Raw genomic sequence first — 23,377 nt, forward strand, 5'->3', positions numbered from 1 at the left:
GTCGTGACCATCACCCAGCCCGACCTCAGCGTCTTCGAGACCGTCGAGTCCGAGGTGCGCAGCTACTGCCGCGGCTGGCCCACCGTCTTCGACCGTGCGGTCGGCAGCCGCATGTACGACGAGGACGGCCACGAGTACCTCGACTTCTTCGCCGGAGCGGGCTCGCTCAACTACGGGCACAACAACGCCGTCCTGAAACGGGCGCTGATCGACTACCTGGAGCGGGACGGCGTCACGCACGGGCTCGACATGTCGACCACCGCCAAGCGCCGCTTCCTGGAGACGTTCCAGAACACCGTCCTGCGGCCGCGCGACCTGCCCTACAAGGTCATGTTCCCGGGCCCGACGGGCACCAACGCCGTGGAGTCCGCGCTGAAGCTGGCGCGCAAGGTGAAGGGGCGCGAGTCGATCGTGTCGTTCACCAACGCCTTCCACGGCATGTCGCTGGGCTCGCTGGCGGTGACCGGCAACGCCTTCAAGCGGGCCGGCGCCGGCGTCCCGCTGGTGCACGGCACGCCCATGCCGTTCGACAACTACTTCGACGGCACCGTCGAGGACTTCATCTGGTTCGAGCGGCTGCTCGAGGACCAGGGTTCCGGTCTGAACAAGCCGGCCGCCGTGATCGTCGAGACCGTGCAGGGCGAGGGCGGGATCAACGTCGCCCGCGCCGAGTGGCTGCGCGCCCTGGCCGAGCTGTGCGAGCGCCAGGACATGCTGCTCATCGTCGACGACATCCAGATGGGCTGCGGCCGGACCGGCGCCTTCTTCTCCTTCGAGGAGGCGGGCATCACGCCGGACATCGTCACCGTCTCCAAGTCGATCAGCGGCTACGGCCTGCCGATGGCGCTGACCCTGTTCAAGCCGGAGCTGGACGTGTGGGAGCCGGGCGAGCACAACGGCACCTTCCGCGGCAACAACCCGGCCTTCGTCACGGCGACCGCCACGCTGGAGGCCTACTGGGCCGACGGGTCGGCGATGGAGAAGCAGACCCGCAAGCGCGGCGAGCAGGTCGAGCAGCACATGATCGCCATCACCGAGGAGAACCTCGCCGACGTCAAGGAGTACCGCGGCCGCGGCCTGGTCTGGGGCCTGGAGTTCCACGACAAGGGCCGCGCGGGCCGGGTCGCCAAGCGCGCCTTCGAGCTGGGGCTGCTCATCGAGACGTCCGGGCCGGAGAGCGAGGTCGTCAAGCTGCTGCCGGCGCTCACCATCACGCCCGACGAGCTGGACGAGGGCATGAAGACCCTCGCCCGGGCCGTGCGCGAGACGGCCTGACCCGCACGGCACCACCCATACTCCCGGCGCCTTCGGCCCGCGCGGCCGAGGGCGCCGGGGACCCTTGCACACCCTTCACCTAGGAGGCATCGCAACACCGTGATCGTCCGTTCGTTCAAGGAGTTCGAAGGCACCGACCGGCACGTGAAGAGCGCGTCCGGCACATGGGAGAGCACGCGGATCGTCCTCGCCAAGGAGAAGGTCGGCTTCTCCGTCCACGAGACGATCCTGTACGCGGGTACGGAGACGTCGATGTGGTACGCGAACCACATCGAGGCCGTCGTCTGCACCAAGGGCGACGCCGAGTTGACCGACCGCGAGACGGGGAAGACTTACCACATCACGCCGGGCACGATGTACCTCCTCAACGGCCATGAGCGGCACACGCTCAAGGTCAAGGAGGACTTCCACTGCATCTGTGTCTTCAACCCGCCCGTCACCGGACGGGAGGATCACGACGAGAACGGCGTCTACCCGCTGCTCACCGAGGAGGTGTGAGTCACCGTGACCACCACGACCACGAACGTCACTGATCTCTATCCCACCCGCGGCGCCACCGAGGTGGCCACCCCTCGGCAGGACCCGGTCGTCTGGGGCTCCCCGGACACGCCCGGTCCCGTCTCGGCGGGTGACCTGCAGTCCCTGGACCGCGACGGCTTCCTCGCCATCGACCAGCTCATCGGTCCGGACGAGGTCGGCGTCTACCAGCGCGAGCTGGAGCGCCTGGTCGGCGACCCGGCCATCCGCGCGGACGAGCGCTCGATCGTCGAGCCGCAGTCCAAGGAGATCCGTTCGGTCTTCGAGGTGCACAAGATCAGCGAGGTGTTCGCGAAGCTTGTGCGCGACGAGCGCGTGGTCGGGCGGGCCCGGCAGATCCTCGGCTCGGACGTCTACGTCCACCAGTCGCGGATCAACGTCAAGCCGGGATTCGGTGCCAGCGGCTTCTACTGGCACTCGGACTTCGAGACCTGGCACGCCGAGGACGGCCTGCCGAACATGCGGACGATCTCGGTCTCGATCGCGCTCACCGAGAACTACGACACCAATGGCGGTCTGATGATCATGCCGGGGTCGCACAAGACGTTCCTCGGGTGCGCGGGGGCCACGCCGAAGGACAACTACAAGAAGTCCCTGCAGATGCAGGACGCGGGGACACCGTCCGACGAGGGCCTGACGAAGCTGGCCTCGGAGTACGGCATCAAGCTGTTCACCGGCAAGGCCGGCTCGGCGACGTGGTTCGACTGCAACTGCATGCACGGGTCGGGCGACAACATCACGCCGTTCCCGCGCAGCAACGTGTTCATCGTGTTCAACAGCGTGGAGAACACGGCCGTGGAGCCGTTCGCGGCACCGATCCGGCGGCCGGACTTCGTCGGCGCGCGGGACTTCACGCCGGTGCGGTGATCCGCATCTGATCTCGGGCAGGGGCCTTCTCGTGTGGGACGGGAGGCCCCTGCCCGGTGCTGTCCCCGGATCCTTCTCTCAGCCCGCCAGCACGTCGAGCAGCCGGTCCACGTCGGCCGCGGTGTTGTACAGGTGGAAGGCGGCGCGCAGATTGCCCGCCCGGTCGGACACCTGGACGCCCGCCCCGGCCAGCTCGCCCTGCCGGTGGCCGAGCCCCGGCACGGACACGATCGCGGAGCCCGGCGCGGGCACCGGCTCGTGGCCGAGCGAGCGCGCTCCCGCGCGGAACCGGTCGGCGAGCGCGGTGTCGTGGGCGTGCACCGCGTCCACGCCCAGTTCCTCGATCAGCGCCAGGGAGTGCCGGGCGCCCGTGTACGAGAACAGGGCGGGGCTCTCGTCGAACCGCCGGGCGGAGCGCGCGAGTTCCCCGACGGGGCCGTAGCAGCTGTCCCAGGGGTGCTCACCGGTCGCCCACCCTGCGAACAGGGGCGTCAGCCCGGCCGCCGCTCCCAGGTCCTGCGGGACGACGAGGAAGGCGACGCCGCGCGGGCAGAGCACCCACTTGTAGCCGACGGCGGTCACGTAGTCGAAGTCGTCCGCGGCCGTCGGCAGCCAGCCGTTCGCCTGGGAGACGTCGATCAGCGTCCGCGCCCCGTGCGCCCGGGCGGCGTCCCGCAGTGCGGCGAGGTCGGCGACCCGCCCGTCGGCGGACTGCACGGAGCTGACCGCCACGAGCGCGGTGTCGGGGCCCACCGACTCGGCGAGCAGTTCCAGCGGCACGCTGCGCACCTTCAGATCGCCCCGCGTGTACAGCGGGTTCACCAGGGAGCTGAAGTCGCCCTCCGCGGTGAGGACTTCGGCGCCCGGAGGCAGCGACGCGGCGACGAGCCCGCTGAACGTGGCGACGGACGCGCCGGTCGCGACCCGGGTGGCGGGCACTCCCACGAGACGGGCGTACGCGGCCCGGGCCGCCTCGACGTCGGCGAACATGTCGAGCGGCTGCCCGTCCGCCGCAAAGGCCGCCGCGTCACGCATCGCGACGAGGGTCCGGGCGGGGAGCAGTCCGGTGCTGGCGGTGTTCAGGTACGTGGTCTTCGGGGCGAACTCGGTACGGACGAGGTTCTCGAAGCTTCCCATGGCACCACTGTGCGGCCCCCGGACCTCCCCGTCCATCGCGTGTTTCTACCCGGTTTCTCCAAGCAACGCTTATGTACGGCCGCTCACCTGGGGTTTCGCGTGACGCTTCACTTCTGTGGCACCGCGCACCCGTCCGGGCCGCAGGCCTCCGCGCCGCCGTCGTCGATCAGCTTGAGCGGTGTGCGCTCGCCCCACGCCTGGGTCAGCGCCTGGGAGAAGACCTCGGCGGGCTGGGCGCCCGAGACGCCGTAGGCCCGGTCGAGCACGAAGAACGGCACTCCGGTGGCCCCGAGCTGGGCGGCCTCGCGCTCGTCGGCGCGCACCTCGTCGGCGTAGGCGCCGGGGTCGGCGAGCACCGCGCGGACCTCCTCGGCGTCGAGTCCGGCGCCGACGGCCAGTTCGAGGAGTCGCCCGTCGTCGTTGAACACCGAGCGCTCCTCGGCGAAGTTGCCCCGGTAGAACGCGTCGAGCAGGGCCTCGTGCCGCCCGCGCGCCTTGGCGAGGTGCAGCAGGCGGTGCATGTCGAAGGTGCTGCCGTGGTCGCGGTCCCGGGTGCGGTAGTCGAGGCCCTCGGCGGCGGCCTGGGCGCCGAGGTTGTCCTCGCCGGCCCGCGCCTGCGCCTCGCTCATGCCGTACTTGGCGGTGAGCATCGTCAGCACCGGCTGCACGTCGTCCTTGGCCCGCCCGGGGTCGAGTTCGAACGACCGGTGGACCACCTCGACCCCGTCACGGTGCGGGAAGGCCGCGAGCGCCTTCTCGAAGCGGGCCTTGCCCACGTAGCACCACGGGCAGGCGATGTCGCTCCAGATCTCGACGCGCATGTCTCGGCTCTTCTCCAGCTCGTACGGTGGCGGAGACCCTCTCCGCCCCCTACGTGAACCTTCAACCAGCCGCGCTCATTCCCGCCCCGCCCTCAGCTGCCGTCCCGCAGATCCGCGGGCCAGCCCGGCCGGAACTCCAGGTGGTCGTACGTCACCGTGCAGCCCTCCCCCGTCGGCGCCTGGGCCAGGAAGCCGACCAGGGCCGCTCCGGTCTCCGCCTCGTCGCCCAGTGTGAAGAGCCGTACGAAGGTCCAGCGCTCCCCGTCGAGGGAGGCGTGGAAGGCGAAGGCCCGCCCGCTCCGGCTGACCCGGAACCAGACGGAGTCCCCCTCGACGGTGAAGGAGTTGCAGTCGTCGGAGTGCCCCCGGGTGACCACCGTGCAGACGGTGGGCGCGTCCGGGGAGTACTCCAGGCACAGCTTGGCCCAGGCCCGCTCCCCCACGTGCACGTAGAGCACCCCGGCGTCGAAGGCACCGCGGAACCCGACGGACACCCGGGCGATCAGCTGGAAGTCGCCGTCCGGCGCCCCCAGCAGCCGCGGCGCGTCGGACACGGACTCCAGTGCCTCCCCCGTGGGCGGCACGAACCGGTCCTGCCGGGGCCCGGCGACTCCGGTGAGCACACCGTCGGCGTAGGACCAACGGCCGTCGGGCCCGTAGGGGCGGAGAGGGAACGGCAGTTCGGGAAGTTCAAGAGTCATGCACTGATCATCGCAGGGCCGGGGCACGTACCTGAGGGGCGCGGGGCTGTATCGGTTTGCGGCTCCGCCTCGTGGGCGCGACAAGCCACGACGGCGCGTGACCCGCCGAACGACCCGCACCCCTACGACGCGTCCGCGGAGCGCTACCGCTCAAGCACCCCGTTGAACCGCCGCGGCAGCCCCAGCGGATTGTCGTCCCGAAGCTCCGCAGGAAGCAGCGCCTCAGGCGTCCCCTGATAAGCGACAGGCCGCAGCCACCGCTCGACAGCCGTCCCTCCCACCGACGTGGACGTCGAAGTGGTGGCCGGGTAGGGCCCCCCGTGCTGCTGGGCCGCGGCCACCGCAACCCCGGTCGGCCAGCCGTTGACCAGCACCCGCCCCGCCAACGGCACAAGCTCCGCGAGGATGGACGCCCCGCGTCCCTGACCCGCCGCCTCCTCGGCGGAGAGCTGCACGGTAGCCGTCAGATTTCCCGGCAGCCGCGACAGCACCCCCCGCACCTCCCCCTCGTCCTGGTAGCGGGCCACCACGGTGACCGGCCCGAAGCACTCCTCCAGGAGCAGGTCGTGTTCGCCCTCCTCCGCCAGCCGCCCGGCCGGCACGGTGAGGAACCCGGCGCTGACGGTGTGCTCGCCGCCCGCGCCCGGGGTCACCGGGGAGTCCACGTCGGGCAGCGCGGCGCGCTCGGCGACGCCCGCGACGAAGTTGTCCCGCATGCGGTGGTCGAGGAGCACACCGGCGCCGGTGGCGCTGACCGCGTCGGTGAGGGACTTGACCAGGCCGTCACCGACGTCACCGGCCGGCACGAGGACCAGGCCGGGCTTCACGCAGAACTGGCCGACGCCCAGCGTCATCGAACCGGCCAGCCCCGCGCCGATCGCCTCCGCCCGTTCGGTGACCGCCGCCTCCGTGACGACGACGGGGTTCAGCGAGCCCAGCTCGCCGTGGAAGGGGATCGGCACCGGACGCGCCGCCGCCGCGTCGAACAGCGCGCGCCCGCCGCGGACGGAGCCGGTGAAGCCGGCCGCGGCCACCAGCGGGTGCTTGATCAGTTCGACGCCCGCCTCGAAGCCGTGCACCAGACCGAGGACGCCGTCCGGGATGTCGTGGCGGGCCGCGGCCCGGCGCAGCACCTTGGCGACCAGCTCGGACAGGGCCGGGTGGTCGGGGTGGGCCTTGACGACGACCGGGCAGCCGGCCGCCAGCGCGCTGGCGGTGTCGCCGCCGGGGACGGAGAAGGCGAAGGGGAAGTTGGAGGCGGAGTAGACGGCGACGACGCCGAGCGGCACCTTGTAGCGGCGCAGGTCGGGGATGGGCGGGGTGGCGGTGTCGTCGGGGTGGTTGACGACCACGCCGAGGAACTCGCCCTCGTCGACGATGTCGGCGAAGGCCCGCAACTGGTAGCAGGTGCGGGCGAGTTCGCCGGTGAGCCGGACCGGGCCCAGCGCGGTCTCCGCGTCGGCGGCCTCGACCAGGGTGCCCTCCGCCGCCTTCAGCTCGTCGGCGGCGCTGCGCAGGAAGGCCGCGCGGACGGCGCGGTCGGCGAGGGCGTCCCGGGCGGCGTGCGCGGCGCGGACGGCGGCGTCCACCTCCTGGGCCGTGGCTTCCACGGCGACCTGCTCACGCTGCTTCCCGGTACGGGGGTCGACACTCCAGACTGGTGCTGCTGCCACCGCGGGTCCCTCCACGTGCTGTCCACAGAACTCGTTCGATATACTGAACGCTGTCTCTACTGATGAATATGCTGTTCGAGACTATATCTTCAGCTTCCCGTCGAACGAAGGGGTCAAGGGCGATGTCGGCTGTCGAGACGGGGGGCGGAGCGCAGGTCAAGTCCGCGGTGCGGACGGTTGAGCTGCTCGAGTACTTCGCCGGACGCCCCGGTATGCACTCACTCGCGTCGGTCCAGGAGGCCGTCGGCTACCCGAAGTCCAGCCTGTACATGCTGCTGCGCACCCTGGTGGAGCTGGGCTGGGTGGAGACGGACGCGACGGGCACGCGGTACGGCATCGGCGTACGGGCCCTGCTGGTCGGCACCTCGTACATCGACGGCGACGAGGTGGTCGCGGCGGCCCGGCCGACGCTGGACCGGCTCTCCGACGACACGACGGAGACCATCCACCTCGCGCGGCTGGACGGCACGAACGTGGTCTACCTGGCCACCCGGCAGTCGCAGCACTACCTGCGGCCGTTCACCCGGGTGGGCCGCCGGCTGCCCGCGCACTCGACCTCGCTGGGCAAGGCGCTGCTGAGCACGTACAGCGACGAGCAGGTGCGCAAGCTGCTCCCGGAGACGCTGCCCGCGCTCACCGAACACACCCTCACCGACCGGGAGAAGCTCATCGAGGAGCTGCACCAGGTGCGGGAGCAGGGCTTCGCCGTGGACCGCGAGGAGAACACGCTGGGGCTGCGCTGCTTCGGTGTGGCGGTCCCGTACCGCACCCCCGCGCGGGACGCGATCAGCTGCTCGGTGCCGGTGGCGCGGCTGACGCCCGCGCACGAACAGATGGTGAAGGACGCGCTGTTCGACGCGCGGGACCGGCTGACACTGGCCACGCGTAGGCTCTGACCCATGCATATCGCCCTGCGCGAGGTTCACGACAGCGATCTGCCCGTCTTCTTCCGGCAGATGAACGATCCGGAGGCCCTGCGCATGGCGGCCTTCACCCCGAAGGACCCGGCCGACTGGGACGCGTTCGCGACGCACTGGGGGAAGATCCGCGCCTCCCGCGACGTCGTGCGGACCATCCTCGGCGACGGTGACGTGGTCGGCAGCACGGCGGTGTACGGGGAGCCGGGTGAGCGCGAGGTGACGTACTGGGTCGACCGCGCGTACTGGGGGCGGGGCGTGGCGACGTCCGCGCTGCGGGCCCTGCTCGCCGAGGTGCGGGACCGCCCGCTGTACGCACGCGCGGCGGCCGACAACACGGGGTCGCGGCGCGTGCTGGAGAAGTGCGGCTTCGAGACCAGCGCGCGGGCGCGCGGGTTCGCGACGGCCCGCGGCGAGGAGATCGACGAGGTCGTCCTGCACCTCGCGGAGTGACCCGCACGGTGCCCCGGGCGGCATCCCGGGCGATGCCCCGCGGAGGGTCCCGTCTCCGCCGCGCGGCCCGGTCGCTGTTCGGCCGGTGGGCCCGCCTCCGATGGATCCACCTGGTCCTCGGCGGCGCGCTCGCCGTGCCGTACGTCCTCGTCGGCTCGGCCGTCGTCGGGCCGGTCGCCGGGGGCGCGAACGCCTTCGGCCCGTTCCGCCTCCAACTGCTGTCGTTCGCACTCGGGTTGCCGCTCGCCGCCGTCACGTCGCCGTTCCCGCCGACCCGCCCCCTGGAGTCCGGTGTGGTGCGGTGGCTGTGCGGCGTGGAGGCCGACGGGCTCGCCTACGGGCCCGCCCCGAGGCCGACGGCACCCGCGCCACCGAGTGGATCCTCGCCACGCTCCCCGAGCCGCCCCGCATCGTCGTCGTGACCACCTTCGAGAACGACTCCTACGTCTATGACGCCCTGCGCGCCGGTGCCGCCGGTTTCCTGCTCAAGCGTGCCGACGCCGACACCCTCGTAGGGGCGGTGCGGCTGGTGGCGACCGGGCTGACCAACGCGGAGATCGCCGGGCGGCCGGGGGTGGGACCGGCCACGGCGAAGACCCATGTGGCGGCGGTACTGGCGAAGACCGGCGCCGGGGACCGCACCCAGGCGGTGATCCGGGCGTATGAGGCGGGCTTCGTGAACGGCCGCTGAGAAGGATGAGAAAGATGAGAAAACGGGGCACATGGGAACGATGGCCGCCCGCCCGTTCGTCCTGTCGTCGGGATGAACAAGACGATCAGGCGCGCATCGGTCCTCACGCTGCTCCTGGTGTTCGCTCTGCTGATCAGGGCGACCTGGGTGCAGTTCTACGAGGGCCAGGCGCTCGCGGACAGCAAGGACAACCGGCGCAACGCCATAGAGACCTATGCGGAGCCGCTCGGGAACATCATCGTGGCCGGACGTTCGGTCACCGGTTCGGCGCCGACGAAGGGCGGCGACCTCGCGTACAAACGCACGTACGAGAACGGGAAGCTGTACGCGGCGGTGACGGGCTACGCCTCGCAGGCGTACGCGCCGACGCAGCTGGAGGGGATCTACCAGGACGTGCTCAACGGCACCGATCCGCGGCTGAGGACCGTGATGGACACGGTCACCGGCACGCGCGCGGAGCCGGGCAACGTGGTGACGACGATCGACCCGGCCGTGCAGAAGGCCGGGCTGGAGGCGCTGGGCGACAAGAAGGGCGCCGCCGTGGCGATCGACCCCGGGACGGGCAGGATCCTGTCGGTCGTGTCGACCCCCTCCTACGACCCGACGTCGCTGACCGACGCCAACACCGCGGGTGAGGCCTGGGAGAAGCTCACCGGCGACCCCGACAAGCCGCTGACCAACCGCGCGCTGCGCCAGCCGCTGCCACCGGGCTCGACGTTCAAGCTGGTCGTGGCGGCGGCCGCGCTGGAGAACGGACTGTACGACTCGGTGGACGTGAGGACCGACAGCCCCGACCCCTACACCCTCCCGGGCACCACGACAGACCTGAGCAACGAGAACCCGAACGCGCCCTGCGAGAACGCCACGATCCGCACCGCGCTGCAGTACTCCTGCAACAACGTCTTCGCGAAGATGGCCGTCGACCTCGGCCAGGACGAGCTGCGCGCCACGGCCGAGAAGTTCGGCTTCAACGACACGTCGCAGGACGTGCCGGTCCGGGCGTACACCAGCGTGTACCCGAAGGACATGAACCGGTCGTCGACGGCGCTGACGGGCATCGGCCAGTTCGACGTGACGGCGACCCCGCTGCAGATGGCGATGGTCTCCGCGGCCCTGGCCAACGGCGGCGAGCTGGTCTCCCCGCACATGGTGTCGCAGGTCACCGACAGCGGCGGCGACGTCCTGGAGGACCACACCGACCCGGACACCAGGCGGATCGTCAGCGCCTCCACCGCCGAGCAGCTGCGGTCGGCGATGCGGACCGTCGTCGACGACGGCACCGGCTCGAACGCGCAGATCGCCGGCGCGACGGTGGGCGGCAAGACGGGCACGGCCCAGCACGGCGAGAACAACAGCAAGACGCCGTACGCCTGGTTCACCTCGTACGCCAAGTCCGACACCTCGGACAAGGAGGTGGCGGTGGCGGTCATCGTCGAGCAGTCCGACGCGGCCCGCAGCGAGGTCAGCGGCAACGGCCTGGCGGCCCCGGTGGCCAAGGCGATGATGGAGGCCGCGCTCAAGGGCTGACTTTCCCGGGTCCACGCGGGTTCGCTCTGCCGTACGGTGTTCGGCACCCGGGAAGCCGCTGCGAGGAGAGTCCGCCGTGAGGACAGTCGTCGACGACGCCGCCTCCGCCGAGTTCCGCGCCTTCTTCGAGCGCCACTACGCGGAACTGGCCCGGCTCGCCCACCTGCTGACGGGCGAGCCGGACGCCGCCGACGACCTCGCGGCGGACGCCCTGCTCGCCCTGTGGCACCGCTGGGACCGGGTCCGCGCGGCCGACCGTCCGGTGGCGTACGCGCGCGGGGTCGTCGCCAACCTCGCCCGCACCCGCGTCCGCAGCGCCGTGCGCGAGCGCCGACGCGTCGCCCTGTTCTGGTCGCAGCGCGAGGAGCGGACGGAGAACCCGGACGTCGCGGGCGTGGTGGACGTGCGGGAGGCGCTGCGCCGGCTGCCGTTCCGCAAGCGGGCGTGCGTGGTGCTGCGGCACGCGTTCGACCTCTCCGAGCGGGACACGGCGCTCGCCCTGGGCGTCTCGGTGGGCACGGTCAAGAGCCAGACGTCGAAGGGAGTGGCCGAACTCCAGCGGCTGCTCGGCACCCGGGCGGCTCCCCGCGCTCCCCGGCAGGTGCGCACGGCGATCGCGCACAGCGGTGAAGCCGCGGGAGGGGCCCGATGACCGGATCGCGGCGGGACGGGGACGGGGACGGCGAACCGCGCGACGGGCTGCGCGCCCGGCTGCCCGGTCCGGCCGGGGCGCACCGGCCGGACCGGGCCCGGATGCTGGCCCGGGTCGAGCGCGGCATGGCGGCCGGGGACCGGAGCCCGGCCCGGCCGCCGCTGGCGGGCTGGGCACGGGTGACCGGTGCGACGGTGGCCGTGGCGGCCGTCCTGGTCGCCGGCGGCTACATCGTCGCCTCGGCGGTGCGGGACGACACCGGCGTACGGCACTCGGTCGCCGCCTCGCCGGGGGCCCGGGAGCCCGAGTCCCGGCGGTCCGAGTCCCGGCGGCCCGAGTCGTGGCAGGCGGGCCCGCTGTCCTCGCAGGGGGCGGTGGACCCGCACAGCAACGAGTTCTGGGCGCAGAGCAACCTCACCCTGCGAACGCGCGCTCCCCTGACCGCGCTCACCGTCGAGCTGCGGGTGGCGCAGACCGGCTCGGTGACCTCCACCGGTGCCTGGCGGTCGCTGCCGGAGGACGACTTCGCGTTCGCGGTCGCCGAGCGGGACGGCTTCCTCGTCTACCGGTGGACGCTCAGGCGGGGCCGCACGGTCCCGGCGGGCGAGTGGATCTTCGCCGGGCAGTACAACCACGTGCGGGGCGGCCGGGACGCCCGCGGCGACCGCTACACCGCGACGGCCACCGCCGCGTCCGGGCGCCTCTCGGTCGAGGGCGGCTTCACCCGCGGCGGCTGAGCGGGCGGCACGCTACTCGACGAAGTACGTCGGGTTGGGCAGCTTGTAGGTGCGGTCCGCGTAGCCGCCCTGGAGGTCGGAGTACTGGTCGCCGAAGTTGGCGACGATGTCGTAGCCGAGGTCCCGTTCGATGTGCCGGCGGGTGCCCGCCTTGTACTGGACGGTGGTGCACTTCCAGGTGCCCGGGGTGGCGCAGTGGGCCAGGTAGGACGGCGGGTTCGCCTTGTCCTTGAGGAAGATGTGGGCGGTGTCGAGGTTGACGTCGGCGCCGACCTTCTTCAGGTTCTCGACGGCGGCGGCACGCTGCGCCTCGCCGAGCCCCGAGTTGTAGAAGACCTCGACGCCCTTCTTCTGCGCGTACATGGCCAGTTCGGGGCTGCCGGGGACGGCGGGGCGGTCGGCCCGGTCGACGTAGGCGGCCCAGGTGGCGCCGTCGTAGCCGTAGTCGTTCTTCTTCTCGTAGTCGAGGCTGAGCAGCAGCGTGTCGTCGATGTCGAAGACGACCGCGGGCCTGGTGTGCTTGTGGTGGGCGGTGCGGGCCGCCCGGTCGATCTGCTTCCTCGCGGCGGCGTCGACGCGGGCGAGGTCGTCGGCGTAGGGGCTGTCCGGGGATGCCTGGTAGACGCCGTCGTCGTCGAGTGTGGTGCCGTAGTAGGCGTCGATGTCCTTGGCCAGCACCCCGATGTTGTACGGCTCGTGGGTGGAGTTGGCCGTCGACTGGTCGGCGGTGGCGGCGCCCGTGCCGTACAGGACGGCACCGGCGACGGCACAGGCGGCGGTGACGGTCGCGATCCGCAGTGGTTTATGCATGGCACATGTTTCTACGCGCGTCACTCGGGTGAGCGCGAGACCCGTGGCCGGATTCGCGCCCCCGTATCTGGCAAAGATCGCGTCAAGCAGGTCAAGTACCGGCCGCGACGGCCCGGTCGGCCCGTTCAGTGCCGTCCGTGGTGGGGCCGCCGGTCGTAGGGCCGCCAGTCGCCGAGGTACGCCTCCCGGGTGTGCGCGGCGGCCTCGGCGCGGGTGAGCCGGGGCCGGTTCTCCGGGACGGTGACCGCGGCGCCGGGCCCGGTGTTGCGGTACTCGGCGAACCGCTGCTCCTGCCAGGGGGAGTCGTCCCGCATGTTCGCGTAGGGCGCCACCGCGTCGATGCCCGCGCCCAGGTGGGTCTCGCGCACGGTGAGCATCGGGCGGGCGGTGGTGTCGGAGCTGGGCACCCAGGGGCGGGCCAGCTTGTAGTAGCCGTCGGGGGCCTCGCTGCTGACGCGGCCGCGGATCACCAGGTAGCCCCGCGGGTTGGCGCCCGCCGTGGACGGTGCGAAGACGAAGCCGTACGGGGCGGCGTCGAGGTCGGGGCGGACCAGGGTGCGGAAGTGGCAGTGCTCGTACACGGCGGTCGCCCGGCCGAAGACGAAGTCGACGTCGCCCTCGACGTGGCAGCGCTCGTAGTACTGGCGGGCGAAGAGGGAGAGGTCTCGGGTGTCGGCGTAGAGGGTGTCCTGGTGGCCGAGGAAGCGGCAGTCGTGGAAGGCGGACCGGTCGCCCATGGCCTTGATCGCGACCGCCTGGGTGCCGGTCCAGCCGGGCTGGTCGGCGCGCAGCCAGTCGTTGGCGAAGGTGATCGCGCGGGCGGTGAAGCCGTCGGCGCGCACGGTGGTGGTGGCCGACCCGCTGGTGCCGTAGGTGCCGGAGCCGTCCGGCCTGGGCGTGCCGGCCGCGTTGTCGAAGACGATGACGGCGTCGCGCGGGTCCCCGGAGGCGCCGATCCAGGTCGCCCCGGTGCGCGAGGCGTCGACGGAGACCGTCTCGCGGTAGGTGCCAGGGGCGAGGACCAGTGTCCAGCCGTCGCCCGCGGCGGCGTCGACGGCGGCCTGGACGGAGGTGAAGTCGCCGCGGCCGTGCGGGTCGACGTACAGGGTCTTGGGGGTGGGGCGGGCGGCGGGCGAGCCGTACCGGCCGAAGGGACGCGGGTGCGGGCGGGACCGGGTGCCGGCGACGGCGGGGCCGGCTGCCGCGAGGCCGAGGGCGGTGCCCGCGCCGGCGGTCGCCAGCAGGAAGCCTCTGCGGGAGGGGGCGGGTCGGTGCATGCGGGTGCTCCTTCGGGGCGGACGGGGCGAGGAGGGGCGGGAGGGGTGGGCCGGGGCGGTGCGGGCGCCCCGGCCCGGTTCATGGACGGCCGTCAGCGCAGACGGCCGGCGCCCGCGCCGTGGTCGACGACGAAGGGGACCGCCCGGGACGGGAGGACCTTGGTGCGCAGCGTCGGCGTCCAGCCCGCGCCGGAGCGGAGGGCCGCGTCCGGGTTCGCGGCGTTGTGCGCGGCGATCAGGTCGACGGTGCGGCCGTTGACGCGGTTGTGGGCGGCGCTGAGCGGCGAGTCGTTCCAGCGCTTGAGCACCTTCGCGGGGCTGACCCCGGCCGGCAGGGTGAAGGCGTTGTGCTCGGCGACGAGGGCGGACTCCTTGCCGACGCCGAAGCTGTAGGCGTAGTCGTCGGAGCCCACGAAGTGGTTGTTGTAGACGTCGACCTGGCCGAAGCGGACCCGGGGTGCGCGCTCGACGAGGTTCTTGAACAGGTTGTGGTGGAAGGTGGCCCGCAGGTGCCCGCGGTCGACGGCCGCGGTGGACTCGCTGTCGCTGTTGCCGATCAGGATCGTCTTGTCGTGCTCGGTGAAGACGTTCCAGGACGCGGTGACGTAGTCGGCGCCCTTGACGATGTCCAGCTGGCCGTCGTGCTGCTGGTAGAGCATGCCGAAGTAGGTGGGCGCCGCGCTGTCGGGGTGCTCGCCGTCGGTGAACGTGCTGTGGTCGAGCCAGACGTGGGTGGAGCCGTACACGACGGCGCTGTCGTACTCGGAGTTCCAGTTGCCCCGGTCCCCGTCGGTCGGGTCCCACTGGGGGAAGCAGTCGACGGGGCTCTCGAAGGTCAGGTTGCGGACGATGACGTTGTCGACGTCCTTGATCTGGAGGCTGGCGCCCTTGAGCGCGGCGCCCCGGCCGACGCCGATGATGGTGGTGTGGGAGGGGACGTTCGCCTTGATGGACCGGTCCTGCTGGGCGGCGGAGGTGCGGCGCAGGCCCTCGGGGCTGTCGTCGGGCTCGGCGCTCAGGTCGGTGTCCATGCCCCAGTTCTCGGGCGCGTACTTCTCCAGGTAGGCGTCGAAGTCGTAGCCGGGTGCGGCGAAGGCCTCGCAGCCCTCGGAGACGGCGTCGACGGTGCCCTTGACCTTGATGATCCTGGGCGCGGTGCCGTCGGCGGCGAGCGCGGCCCTGAACTCGGCCCAGGTGGAGACGGTGTACACGTGCTCGGCGTCGGCGGCGGCGCCGCCGGTGGTGCCGGCGCCCTGCGCGGCCCAGCCGTCGTTCGCGGGCAGCGTCTGCCGGGCGGTGTCGCGGGGATGGTGGTGGCCGGGGCGGGCCTCGGCCGTGGCGGCGGTCAGGCTCAGGACGAGGGCGGTGCAGCCGACGAGTGCGGCGGCGCTCTTCATGGCATGCCCATGCCATCTCTGGGTGCTCATGGTGCGGCTCTCCCTGGTTCTCGGGGTTTCTCGGGGTTTCTCGGGGTTGCTCGGGGTGGTGTGCGCAGTGTTACGCGGTGGCCGGGTCCGGCCAGCTGATCCAGGACTCGGGGATCTCCTCGTCCAGTCGGCGCACGTCCCGGTGCGCCAGCACCCGCCCGCGCAGCAGTTCCCGGGTGACGAGCCGGGCGACCGCGATCGCACCCGGCGGGTTGAAGTGGGTGTTGTCCTGCTCGGTGGCGGTCCAGTTGAAGTACGCCTTGGTCCCCTCGGCGCCGAGCCGCTGCCACAGGGCGAGCGACAGCGCCTGCGCGTCGAGCAGTGCCACGCCCTCCCGGCGCGCGAGCGCCCGCATCGCGGCCGGGTACTCCCCGTGGCTCGGCACGGCGTCGCCCTCCGCGTCGAACCGGCGCCGCTCGACGGGCGTGGCCAGCACCGGCCGCGCCCCGCGGGCCCGCGCCCCGTCGACGTACATCCGCAGATACCGCTGGTACGTCGTCCAGGGCTCGGTGTAGCGGGTGGGGTCCTCGTCCTTCTCGTCGTTGTGCGCGAACTGGATCAGGAGGAAGTCGCCGGGCCGGATCGCGCCGAGGACGACGTCGAGCCGTCCCTCGTCGACGAAGCTCTTGGAACTCCGCCCGTTCACGGCGTGGTTGGCGACACCGAGGTCCCCGCTGAGGAAGAAGGGCAGCGCCATGCCCCACCCGGTCTCGGGCGCGGCGTCGGCGTACTTCTGCGCGGCGGTGGAGTCCCCGGCGATGTAGAGGCTGCGAGGGCGGCGGTGTCCGCCGGCCTGGGCGGTCTGGGCGGCAGCGAACGCCAGAGGGATGGAGGTGACGGCAGCGGCAGCGACCTGCCTTCGGCTGAGTGACACGCGGGCTACCTTTCAACGAGGGGCTGGGATAGAAACTCAGGGGCGCGGGGCTGTACCGATGTGCGGCTGCGCCGCGTGGGCGCGATCAACCACGGACGGCCCGCAGCCCGCAACGAACCACGGACCGCCCACGGCGAAACCGAGACCGCCGACTAACCCATCTGCTCCGTCCACTCGGCCTGCGCCTCGTTCAGCTGCTCGGCCACCGTGTCCAGGAACGCCTTCGCGCTCATCTTCCCGAGCAGCACCTTCTGGAAGTTCGGCTCGTTGTCCGCCTTGGAGATGGTGTTCCAGTCCGGCAGGTAGTACGGCAGCTGGATGATGGTCGTGGACCCGTCGTTCAGCGCCTGCGCCGCCAGCTTCGTCGGCTCGGCCTTCTGGATCCACGCGTCGTTCGCGGCACCGGTGTTGGACGGCACCTGCCCGGCCGAGGCGTTGAACTTCGAGTTCTGCTCCTTCGAGGTGGCGAACTCGATGAACTTCCAGGCGGCCTCCTTGTTCTTGCCGCTCTTGAACATGCCGAGCCCGTCGACCGGGTTGGACACCTGGACCCGCTTGCCGGAGGGGCCGACCGGCTGCGGTATGCCGCGGAACTTCCCGGCCCCGAGCGCCTTCACGTGGTCCTGGTACGAGCCCAGGTTGTGGTTCAGCATGCCGATGGTGCCGGTGTCCCACTGGGCGGTCATCTTCGCGAAGTCGTTGTTGACGTCGGCGGCCGGCGTGACCTTCTTGTAGAGGGCGGCGTACTTCTCCAGCGCCTCCACGTTCTTCGGGTCGTTGACGGTGGTCTTCTTCTTGCCGGCGTCCCAGAACGAGGTGATGCCGGACTGCCCGTACATCGCGTCGAGCGCCTGGGCGATGGAGCCGGAGCCGCCGCGGATGGTGTAGCCGAACTCGTTCTTGCCCGTGTCGGTCAGCTTCTCGGCGGCGTCGTAGAACTTGTCCCACGTCGTCGGCGCGTCGAGACCGGCCTTCTCGAACAGGTCGGTGCGGTAGTAGAGGACGCCGTTGTTGGCGGAGGTCGGCACCGAGTACAGGGTGCCGTCGCCGCCGCCGGCGGCCTTCAGGGACTCGACCATGTCCTTGTTGAGCTCGCCGCTCAGGGCGGACTCGGCGAGCCGGTCGTCCAGCGGCTCCAGCGCCCCCTGGGCGGAGAAGCCCGCGAGCATCGAGGCCGTGACGCCGCCGACGTCCGGCAGTCCGCCGCCCTGGATGGCGGTGTCGACCTTGGACTGGTACTCGGTGGCGGCGATGCCGACGTACTCGACGTCGATGTCCGGGTTCGCCTTCTCGAAGGCGGCGATGATCTCCTTCCAGACGGCCGTGCGGATACCGCCGTTGTTGTCCCAGAAGGTGATCTTCCCCGTGCCGCTGCCCTCGGCGCCCTTGCCGCCGCCCGACCCGCTGCCGTCGTCACCGCAGGCGGTGGCGGTGAGCGCGAGCACGGCCCCCAGGGCCACGGCGGCGGACGTCCGGCGCCTGGCTGTGCCTTTGTCTCTGCTGCTGAGCATGTTGATCCTCATCGGTCGGCTCTCTTCTTCTGGATCCAACAAAGCGGTGGAACGACAACGTGGGGGTCAGTGGGGCCCGACGCGGAACCGGGTGAAGGCGGCGGTGCCGGCGGGTCCCCGGCCGTCGGGGGCGAGTGCGAACAGGCCGAGCAGCGCGCCGACCCAGCGCCAGGGGGCGGCGGCGAACTCCCGGCCGACGGGCCGCGGGCCGTCGCCGAGGTCGTAGGAGAAGCGGCAGCGCGCCCCGGAGACGGTCTCGATCCGCAGCCGTGCCCGTCCCCCGGGCGCCGGGCGCGGACGGTCGGCGTCCCGCTCGGCCTCGGCCACCGACTCGGCGAACCGGTGCACCAGCCGCACCGTGCCGTCCGGGTCCCGCTGGAGCCCGATCCAGCGGTAGGCGTCGCCGAGGACCGCGAGTCCCGCCCGCGCGCCGGGTTCCGCGCTGTCCAGCCGCAGGTCGACCTCGATCAGCGCGGGGACGCCGGGGAACCTCTGGGTGAGGACGCTCGGCAGCAGGCGCAGGTCGTGCGCGTCGGACGAGCGGACGCAGGCGAGGCGCAGTCCGTCCCCGGAGTGCCGGGTGGCCCAGCCGTCACGGGGGTTGGCCGTCCACGACCACTGGCGGCCGTACCGTCCGCCGGGGAAGTCGTCGTCGGTCGCTGGCGCGGCGGGCGGCTGCGGGGGCAGCGCGGGACGGGCGTGCTCGGTGACGGGGGCGCCGTCGTCGCCCAGCACCGGCCAGCCGTCCCGCGTCCACCGCATCGGCTGGAGGTGGACCACCCTGCCGTACGCGCCGCGCTGCTGGAAGTGCAGGAACCAGTCCTCGCCGGACGCCGTGCGCACCCAGCCGCCCTGGTGGGGGCCGTTGACGTCGGTGTCCTTCTGTTCGAGGACGACCCTCTCCTCGTACGGCCCGAAGAAGTCGCGGGAGCGGAAGGCGCCCTGCCAGCCGGTCTCCACCGAGCCGGCGGGCGCCAGGATCCAGAACCAGCCGTCGTGGCGGTAGAGCTTGGGGCCCTCCAGGGTGAACCAGCCGGGCAGGCCGTCGCCGTCGACGATCACCTTGCCGTCGTCGAGGAGTCCGGTGCCGTCGGGGCGCATGCGGTGACCGGTGAGCCGGTTCTTGACGCCGGAGCGGGAGCGGGCCCAGGCGTGCACGAGGTACGCCTCGCCGCTCTCCTCGTCCCACAGGGGGCACGGATCGATCAGCCCCCTGCCCGCCTTCACCAGCAGGGGCGCGGTCCACGGGCCCCTGATCTCGGGCGCGTTGACCTGGAAGACGCCCTGGTCGGGGTCGCCCCAGAAGATCCAGAAGCGGTCAGCGTGGTGGCGCAGGGACGGAGCCCAGACGCCGCAGTCGTGACGGGGCCTCGTGAACTCCCGCTCGGGCTCCAGGCGGTCCAGGGCGTGCCCGACGAGGGTCCAGTCGACCAGGTTCCGGGAGTGCAGCAGCGGCAGTCCGGGGACGCGGCCGAAGCTGGAGGCGGTGAGGTAGAAGTCGTCGCCGACGCGGACGGCGTCCGGGTCGGACCAGTCGGCGTTCAGGACGGGGTTGGTGTACGTCCCCGCACTCCGGAGGGCGGCCCCGGCGGCGCTCTCGGCGGTCACGGGCCCACCGCCTTGCGTACGAGGGAGGCGGCGCCGTCCGCGTCGAGGCGGCCGTCGGCGACGACGGTGACGATCCGCCGGACCAGGGTGTCGCCGGGGTCGACGGCCACCCGCTCGTCGTGGGCCAGCGAGGACCCGACCCCCGGGTACTGCGCGGTGCGCACGAACCACGGGTCGCGCCGGGTGCGTTCGGTGGCGCCGGCGAACACCAGCGACCAGGTGTCCCCGGTCAGGGCGAGCCAGTCGGCGCTCGTGCCGTGCACCTCGTCCTCGCCCTCCCGGTCGGCGGTGAAGACACCGGGCGCCGCGCTCTCCTTGCGGGCACGCCAGAAGAAGCCGCCGTACGCGGCGCCGGGGCGTCCGTTGGTGGCGGGGCTGCCGAGGGTGAGCGGGTTCGCGGTGATGTTGGTGAGGGAGAAGGTGAAGTCGAGCGCCCAGGCGGTGGCGGTGAGTTCGGTGGCCGCGACCGTGCGGCGCTCGCGCAGCAGCTCGGCGCCGGCCGCGGTCCAGCGCAGCTCCTCGACGAAGCCGTCGGGGTCGCTGAGCTGGAAGGCGGTGTGCCGCTGGGTGCCGTGGTTGTCCAGCTCGGTCGGCCCCCGGCCCTGGACGTAGGTGCGTCCGCCCCAGAAGTTGTGCCCCTCGACGTCGGGAACGGCGACACCGACGCCGAGGTGATGGAGGTGGTCGGCGGGGCTGAACTCGGTGACGGCGGTGCCGGCCAGGGTGGTGACGGGGTGCAGGCAGGGGCGCGGGGAGAGCCTGGGGGGCAGGTCGGGCCGGGTGACGTAGCGGGCGACGGGGCGGCCCGCCACGCGCAGTACCGGGGAGTCGTTGCCGGTCATCGGGTGCTCACCTCGTAGCGCGGGTGCTCGGTGCGCGGCGCCCAGGGTGCGCCCAGCTCGGAGTACAGGGAGAGGGTGTCGGCGGCGGCGGCCACGAGTGCGTCGATGCCGGGGACGACGCGGCGGCTCTCGCCGGGGACGCGGCGCCAGGCGGCCTCGGGCAGCCGGTCGGGGTCGGGGGCCAGCCGGATCGCCTCGACGACCCGCATGAACGCGCCCGTCTCGTCCGGCGGCACCAGCAGCGGCACGCCGGTGGTGAGGTGGTCGACCAGGTTCTCCAGCAGGTCGGTGCGGTCGTGGTGGAACTCCTCGGGGCCGTGGCCGCCGCGCTGGAGCAGGACGCGGTCCTGCTTGTACCAGAAGGTGACGCGGCCGCCGGTGCCGTGCACCAGCACGTACGGCTCGTCGGCCCGCTCGGCGCACAGGGTCGCGGCGACGGTGACGCGGTGCCCGCGCGCGGTGGCGATCCGCACGCAGGAGGTGTCGTCGGCCTCGATGTCGTTGGCGTGGCTCAGCTCGGTCTCGATGCCGGTGACGTCCTCGGCGCGGGCGGTCCCGCCGAGCGCGAGGGCGGTGGCGACGGCGTGGGCCAGCGGGTTGGTGAGCGCGCCGTCGATGACGTCGGCGCCGTTCAGCCGCCGCTTGCCGGACCAGGGCGCCCGGCGGAAGTAGGCCTCGTCCCGCACCCAGGCGCCGGCCCCGCCGATGCCCACGACCTCGCCGATCGCCCCCTCGGCCACCAGTTCCCGGATGGCGGGGACCGCGTGCGAGCCCAGTGACTGGAACCCGACCTGGCAGGCGACCCCGGCTTCCGCGACCCCGTCGGCCATGCGCCGGAACTCGGCGTACGACGGTGCCGGGGGCTTCTCCAGGAGCAGGTGCACGCCCCGCCGGGCGGCGGTCAGCGCGAGGTCGGTGTGGGTGGGGATCGGCGTGCAGATCACGGCGATCCGGGCGCCGGTGGAGTCGAGGAGTGCCCCGAAGTCGGCGGACTGCTCGGGGAGGTCGCCGCCCGCCTCCTGCTCGGTCAGCGGGGTCAGCTCGCAGATGCCGGCCAGCCGGACCAGTCCCGCCCGCTCCAGGCGGCGGATGTTGGCGACGTGCCAGCGGCCGTGGCCGCGGGCGCCGGCGAGGACGACGGGGACCGGGGTCATCCCTTCACCGCCCCCGCGCTGAAGCCGGTGATCAGCCACTTCTGGATGAAGGCGAAGACGATCACGACGGGGACGGCGGCGACGATGCCGCCGGCGGCGAGCGCGCCGAGGTCGACGCTGTCCGCGCTCATCAGGGAGTTGAGGCCGACCGGGATGGTCTGCTTGCTCTGGTTGTTGAGGAACATCAGGGCGAACAGGAAGTGGTTCCAGGAGTGCACGAAGGCGAAGGAACCCACCGCGATCAGGCCCGGCCGCAGCAGCGGCAGTACGACGATCCGGAAGGCCCGGAACCGGCCGCAGCCGTCGACCCAGGCGGCCTCCTCCAGGGAGTACGGCACGTTCTTGATGAAGTTGCTGATCAGGATGATCGACAGCGGCAGTTGGAAGACCGTCTCGGCGATGATGACGCTGCCCAGCGAGTTGATCATCTGGAGCTTGGCGAAGATCTCGAACAGCGGCACCAGGAGCAGCGCGCCGGGCACGAACTGGGAGCAGAGCAGGGCGAGCATGAAGCCCCGCTTGATTTTGAAGTCGAACCGGGCGAGGGCGTAGCCGCCGGCCAGGGCGACGAGGGTGGTCATCACCAGGGTCGCGAGCCCGACGTACACGCTGTTCTCGAAGTAGGTGCCGAAGCCGCGGTCGGTCCACACCTTCTCGAAGTGCTCGGTGGTCATCGGCCAGGGCACGAGCGAGGTCGAGCCGGCCGGGCGCAGCGCGAAGAGCAGGATCCAGTAGAACGGGATCAGGGTGAAGACCAGGTAGATCCCGAGCGGCAGGTAGATCTGCCAGCGGGGCACCTCGTCCCAGGCCGGGCGCTTCTTGCCGGGCCGCGAGGCCGCGGGGGCGACCGGCGTGGGGGCGGGGGCGGCCGCGGGGGCTTCTTTGGTGATCACTTGTTCTCGCCTCCGAACTTGCTCAGCCGCAGGTAGACGATCGAGCAGAAGAGCAGGATCACGAACGCGACCGTGGTGAGGGCCGACGCGTAGCCGAAGTCGTGCGCGTCGACGCTGGTGTTGGCGATGTACAGGGGCAGCGTCGTGGTCTCGCCCGCGGGTCCGCCGCCCGTCAGGGTGTAGAGCAGGTCGACGTTGTTGAACTCCCACACCGCGCGCAGCAGCGTGGACAGGATGATGGCGTCCTTCAGGTGCGGCAGCGTGATGTGCCAGAACTGCTTGAACCGGCTGGCGCCGTCGACCTCGGCGGCCTCGTACAGGTCCTTCGAGACGGACTGGAGGTCGGCGAGGATGAGGATCGCGAAGAAGGGCACGCCGCGCCACAGGTCGGCGACGACCGCCGCGGAGAACACGGTCGAGGTGTCGGAGAGCCAACTGGTGCCGTACGAGCCGATGCCCATGTCGGCGAGGTACCGGGTCACGCCGGTCTGCGAGTTGTAGAGCAGGACCCAGATCGCGGAGGTCAGCACGCCGGAGACGGCCCACGGGGAGAAGACCAGGGCCCGCCCGACGCCCCGGCCCACGAAGGTCTGGTTGACGATGAGGGCCAGTGCCAGGCCGAAGAGCAGTTGCAGTCCGACCTCGACGAAGACCCACTTCGCGCTGAAGACGAGGGTGTCCCAGAAGACCGGGTCGTCGGTGAAGATCTTGACGAAGTTGTCGAAGCCGGCGAAGCCGTTCCGCCATGGTTTGGTGGGGTTGTACTCCTGGAGGCTGTAGTAGAAGACGCTGATGACCGGGTAGGCGATGAAGCCCAGCATCAGCAGGGCGGCCGGTCCGATCAGCAGGTACGGGAGCCTGCGCGGCGTGGCCGAGGCACGGCGCCGCCGGGGTGGCGCGGGCGGTTTCGCCACGGCTGCGGCTTGGGCCATGACAGTTCTCCGTTCTGGTGCGGCGTGCGGGGGTCGTACAGGAAGCGCTTTCTCGCCGGGC

General features: G+C 71.9%; 23 protein-coding genes. 9 read left to right on the plus strand and 14 right to left on the minus strand.

Going from position 1 to position 23,377, the window contains the following annotated elements; all coding sequences use genetic code 11:
• The first annotated feature begins 3 nt into the window (after positions 1 to 3).
• The 3 genes from ectB (at position 4) to thpD (ending at position 2,679) form a co-directional block, all read left to right on the plus strand.
• Positions 4 to 1,275: a diaminobutyrate--2-oxoglutarate transaminase gene (gene ectB / locus BJ961_RS26085; RefSeq protein ID WP_271415229.1), complete on the plus strand. Its 1,272-nt coding sequence runs from the start codon at positions 4 to 6 to the stop codon at positions 1,273 to 1,275.
• Positions 1,276 to 1,374: 99 nt separating this feature from the next.
• Complete coding sequence (locus BJ961_RS26090; RefSeq protein WP_217162780.1) at positions 1,375 to 1,773, plus strand: ectoine synthase; 399 nt, start codon at positions 1,375 to 1,377, stop codon at positions 1,771 to 1,773.
• A gap of 6 nt (positions 1,774 to 1,779) precedes the next feature.
• Positions 1,780 to 2,679 (plus strand): ectoine hydroxylase, encoded by a 900-nt coding sequence (thpD, locus tag BJ961_RS26095; protein ID WP_271415230.1) that lies wholly within the window; start codon positions 1,780 to 1,782, stop codon positions 2,677 to 2,679.
• Between the two features lie 78 nt (positions 2,680 to 2,757).
• Here the strand turns inward: thpD and BJ961_RS26100 are convergent, their stop codons facing one another.
• The 4 genes from BJ961_RS26100 to BJ961_RS26115 all read right to left on the minus strand — a co-directional run bounded on the left by BJ961_RS26100 (position 2,758) and on the right by BJ961_RS26115 (position 7,011).
• On the minus strand, positions 2,758 to 3,852 hold the full coding sequence (locus BJ961_RS26100) for an aminotransferase class V-fold PLP-dependent enzyme (RefSeq protein ID WP_271415231.1): 1,095 nt from the start codon (positions 3,850 to 3,852) through the stop codon (positions 2,758 to 2,760).
• A 71-nt stretch (positions 3,853 to 3,923) separates the two neighbouring features.
• Positions 3,924 to 4,637 carry a DsbA family oxidoreductase gene (locus tag BJ961_RS26105; protein ID WP_271415232.1) on the minus strand — a complete coding sequence of 238 codons (714 nt, stop codon included), beginning with the start codon at positions 4,635 to 4,637 and terminating at the stop codon, positions 3,924 to 3,926.
• A gap of 92 nt (positions 4,638 to 4,729) precedes the next feature.
• A complete protein-coding gene (locus BJ961_RS26110) occupies positions 4,730 to 5,338 on the minus strand; it encodes a DUF1349 domain-containing protein (protein WP_271415233.1) in 609 nt (202 codons plus the stop codon).
• Positions 5,339 to 5,481: 143 nt separating this feature from the next.
• Positions 5,482 to 7,011, minus strand: a complete 1,530-nt coding sequence (locus BJ961_RS26115) for an aldehyde dehydrogenase (NADP(+)) (protein WP_271415234.1) — start codon at positions 7,009 to 7,011, stop codon at positions 5,482 to 5,484.
• Positions 7,012 to 7,133: 122 nt separating this feature from the next.
• Between BJ961_RS26115 and BJ961_RS26120 the strand changes: the two genes are divergently transcribed.
• The 6 genes from BJ961_RS26120 (at position 7,134) to BJ961_RS26150 (ending at position 11,988) form a co-directional block, all read left to right on the plus strand.
• The gene (locus BJ961_RS26120; protein WP_271415235.1) at positions 7,134 to 7,907 is read left to right on the plus strand and encodes an IclR family transcriptional regulator; all 774 of its coding nucleotides are present in this window, start codon (positions 7,134 to 7,136) and stop codon (positions 7,905 to 7,907) included.
• Between the two features lie 3 nt (positions 7,908 to 7,910).
• Complete coding sequence (locus tag BJ961_RS26125) at positions 7,911 to 8,381, plus strand: GNAT family N-acetyltransferase (RefSeq protein WP_271415236.1); 471 nt, start codon at positions 7,911 to 7,913, stop codon at positions 8,379 to 8,381.
• A gap of 100 nt (positions 8,382 to 8,481) precedes the next feature.
• Positions 8,482 to 9,072 (plus strand): response regulator, encoded by a 591-nt coding sequence (locus tag BJ961_RS36210; RefSeq protein WP_381159950.1) that lies wholly within the window; start codon positions 8,482 to 8,484, stop codon positions 9,070 to 9,072.
• Positions 9,073 to 9,144: 72 nt separating this feature from the next.
• Positions 9,145 to 10,599: a peptidoglycan D,D-transpeptidase FtsI family protein gene (locus BJ961_RS26140; protein WP_271415237.1), complete on the plus strand. Its 1,455-nt coding sequence runs from the start codon at positions 9,145 to 9,147 to the stop codon at positions 10,597 to 10,599.
• A gap of 76 nt (positions 10,600 to 10,675) precedes the next feature.
• Positions 10,676 to 11,251 (plus strand): SigE family RNA polymerase sigma factor, encoded by a 576-nt coding sequence (locus BJ961_RS26145; protein ID WP_271415238.1) that lies wholly within the window; start codon positions 10,676 to 10,678, stop codon positions 11,249 to 11,251.
• On the plus strand, positions 11,248 to 11,988 hold the full coding sequence (locus BJ961_RS26150) for a hypothetical protein (RefSeq protein WP_271415239.1): 741 nt from the start codon (positions 11,248 to 11,250) through the stop codon (positions 11,986 to 11,988). Before BJ961_RS26145 ends, BJ961_RS26150 begins: the two co-directional genes overlap by 4 nt.
• 12 nt (positions 11,989 to 12,000) lie before the next feature.
• On the opposite strand, the gene BJ961_RS26155 is transcribed toward BJ961_RS26150, so the two are convergent.
• From BJ961_RS26155 to BJ961_RS26200, 10 genes are all read right to left on the minus strand, one after another.
• The gene (locus BJ961_RS26155) at positions 12,001 to 12,798 is read right to left on the minus strand and encodes an HAD family acid phosphatase (protein ID WP_271415240.1); all 798 of its coding nucleotides are present in this window, start codon (positions 12,796 to 12,798) and stop codon (positions 12,001 to 12,003) included.
• A gap of 125 nt (positions 12,799 to 12,923) precedes the next feature.
• A complete protein-coding gene (locus BJ961_RS26160) occupies positions 12,924 to 14,075 on the minus strand; it encodes a pectinesterase family protein (protein ID WP_271415241.1) in 1,152 nt (383 codons plus the stop codon).
• Positions 14,076 to 14,167: 92 nt separating this feature from the next.
• Positions 14,168 to 15,502, minus strand: a complete 1,335-nt coding sequence (locus BJ961_RS26165) for a pectate lyase family protein (protein ID WP_271415242.1) — start codon at positions 15,500 to 15,502, stop codon at positions 14,168 to 14,170.
• A 70-nt stretch (positions 15,503 to 15,572) separates the two neighbouring features.
• Positions 15,573 to 16,376, minus strand: a complete 804-nt coding sequence (locus BJ961_RS26170; protein ID WP_271415243.1) for a rhamnogalacturonan acetylesterase — start codon at positions 16,374 to 16,376, stop codon at positions 15,573 to 15,575.
• 152 nt (positions 16,377 to 16,528) lie between these two features.
• Positions 16,529 to 17,887 carry an ABC transporter substrate-binding protein gene (locus BJ961_RS26175; RefSeq protein WP_381159941.1) on the minus strand — a complete coding sequence of 453 codons (1,359 nt, stop codon included), beginning with the start codon at positions 17,885 to 17,887 and terminating at the stop codon, positions 16,529 to 16,531.
• Positions 17,888 to 17,953: 66 nt separating this feature from the next.
• Positions 17,954 to 19,495, minus strand: coding sequence for a glycoside hydrolase family 43 protein (locus BJ961_RS26180; protein ID WP_271415245.1), 1,542 nt, complete (start codon positions 19,493 to 19,495; stop codon positions 17,954 to 17,956).
• Positions 19,492 to 20,337, minus strand: coding sequence for a DUF6807 domain-containing protein (locus BJ961_RS26185; protein WP_271415246.1), 846 nt, complete (start codon positions 20,335 to 20,337; stop codon positions 19,492 to 19,494). The genes BJ961_RS26180 and BJ961_RS26185 overlap by 4 nt, the downstream gene beginning before the upstream one ends.
• A complete protein-coding gene (locus tag BJ961_RS26190) occupies positions 20,334 to 21,491 on the minus strand; it encodes a Gfo/Idh/MocA family protein (protein ID WP_271415247.1) in 1,158 nt (385 codons plus the stop codon). The genes BJ961_RS26185 and BJ961_RS26190 overlap by 4 nt, the downstream gene beginning before the upstream one ends.
• Positions 21,488 to 22,384, minus strand: a complete 897-nt coding sequence (locus tag BJ961_RS26195) for a carbohydrate ABC transporter permease (protein ID WP_271415248.1) — start codon at positions 22,382 to 22,384, stop codon at positions 21,488 to 21,490. The genes BJ961_RS26190 and BJ961_RS26195 overlap by 4 nt, the downstream gene beginning before the upstream one ends.
• Positions 22,381 to 23,316 carry a carbohydrate ABC transporter permease gene (locus BJ961_RS26200; RefSeq protein WP_271415249.1) on the minus strand — a complete coding sequence of 312 codons (936 nt, stop codon included), beginning with the start codon at positions 23,314 to 23,316 and terminating at the stop codon, positions 22,381 to 22,383. Before BJ961_RS26200 ends, BJ961_RS26195 begins: the two co-directional genes overlap by 4 nt.
• Between the last annotated feature and the right edge of the window lie 61 nt (positions 23,317 to 23,377).

It is taken from the genome of Streptomyces lienomycini (assembly GCF_027947595.1).
Taxonomy (GTDB): Bacteria; Actinomycetota; Actinomycetes; order Streptomycetales; family Streptomycetaceae; genus Streptomyces; species Streptomyces lienomycini.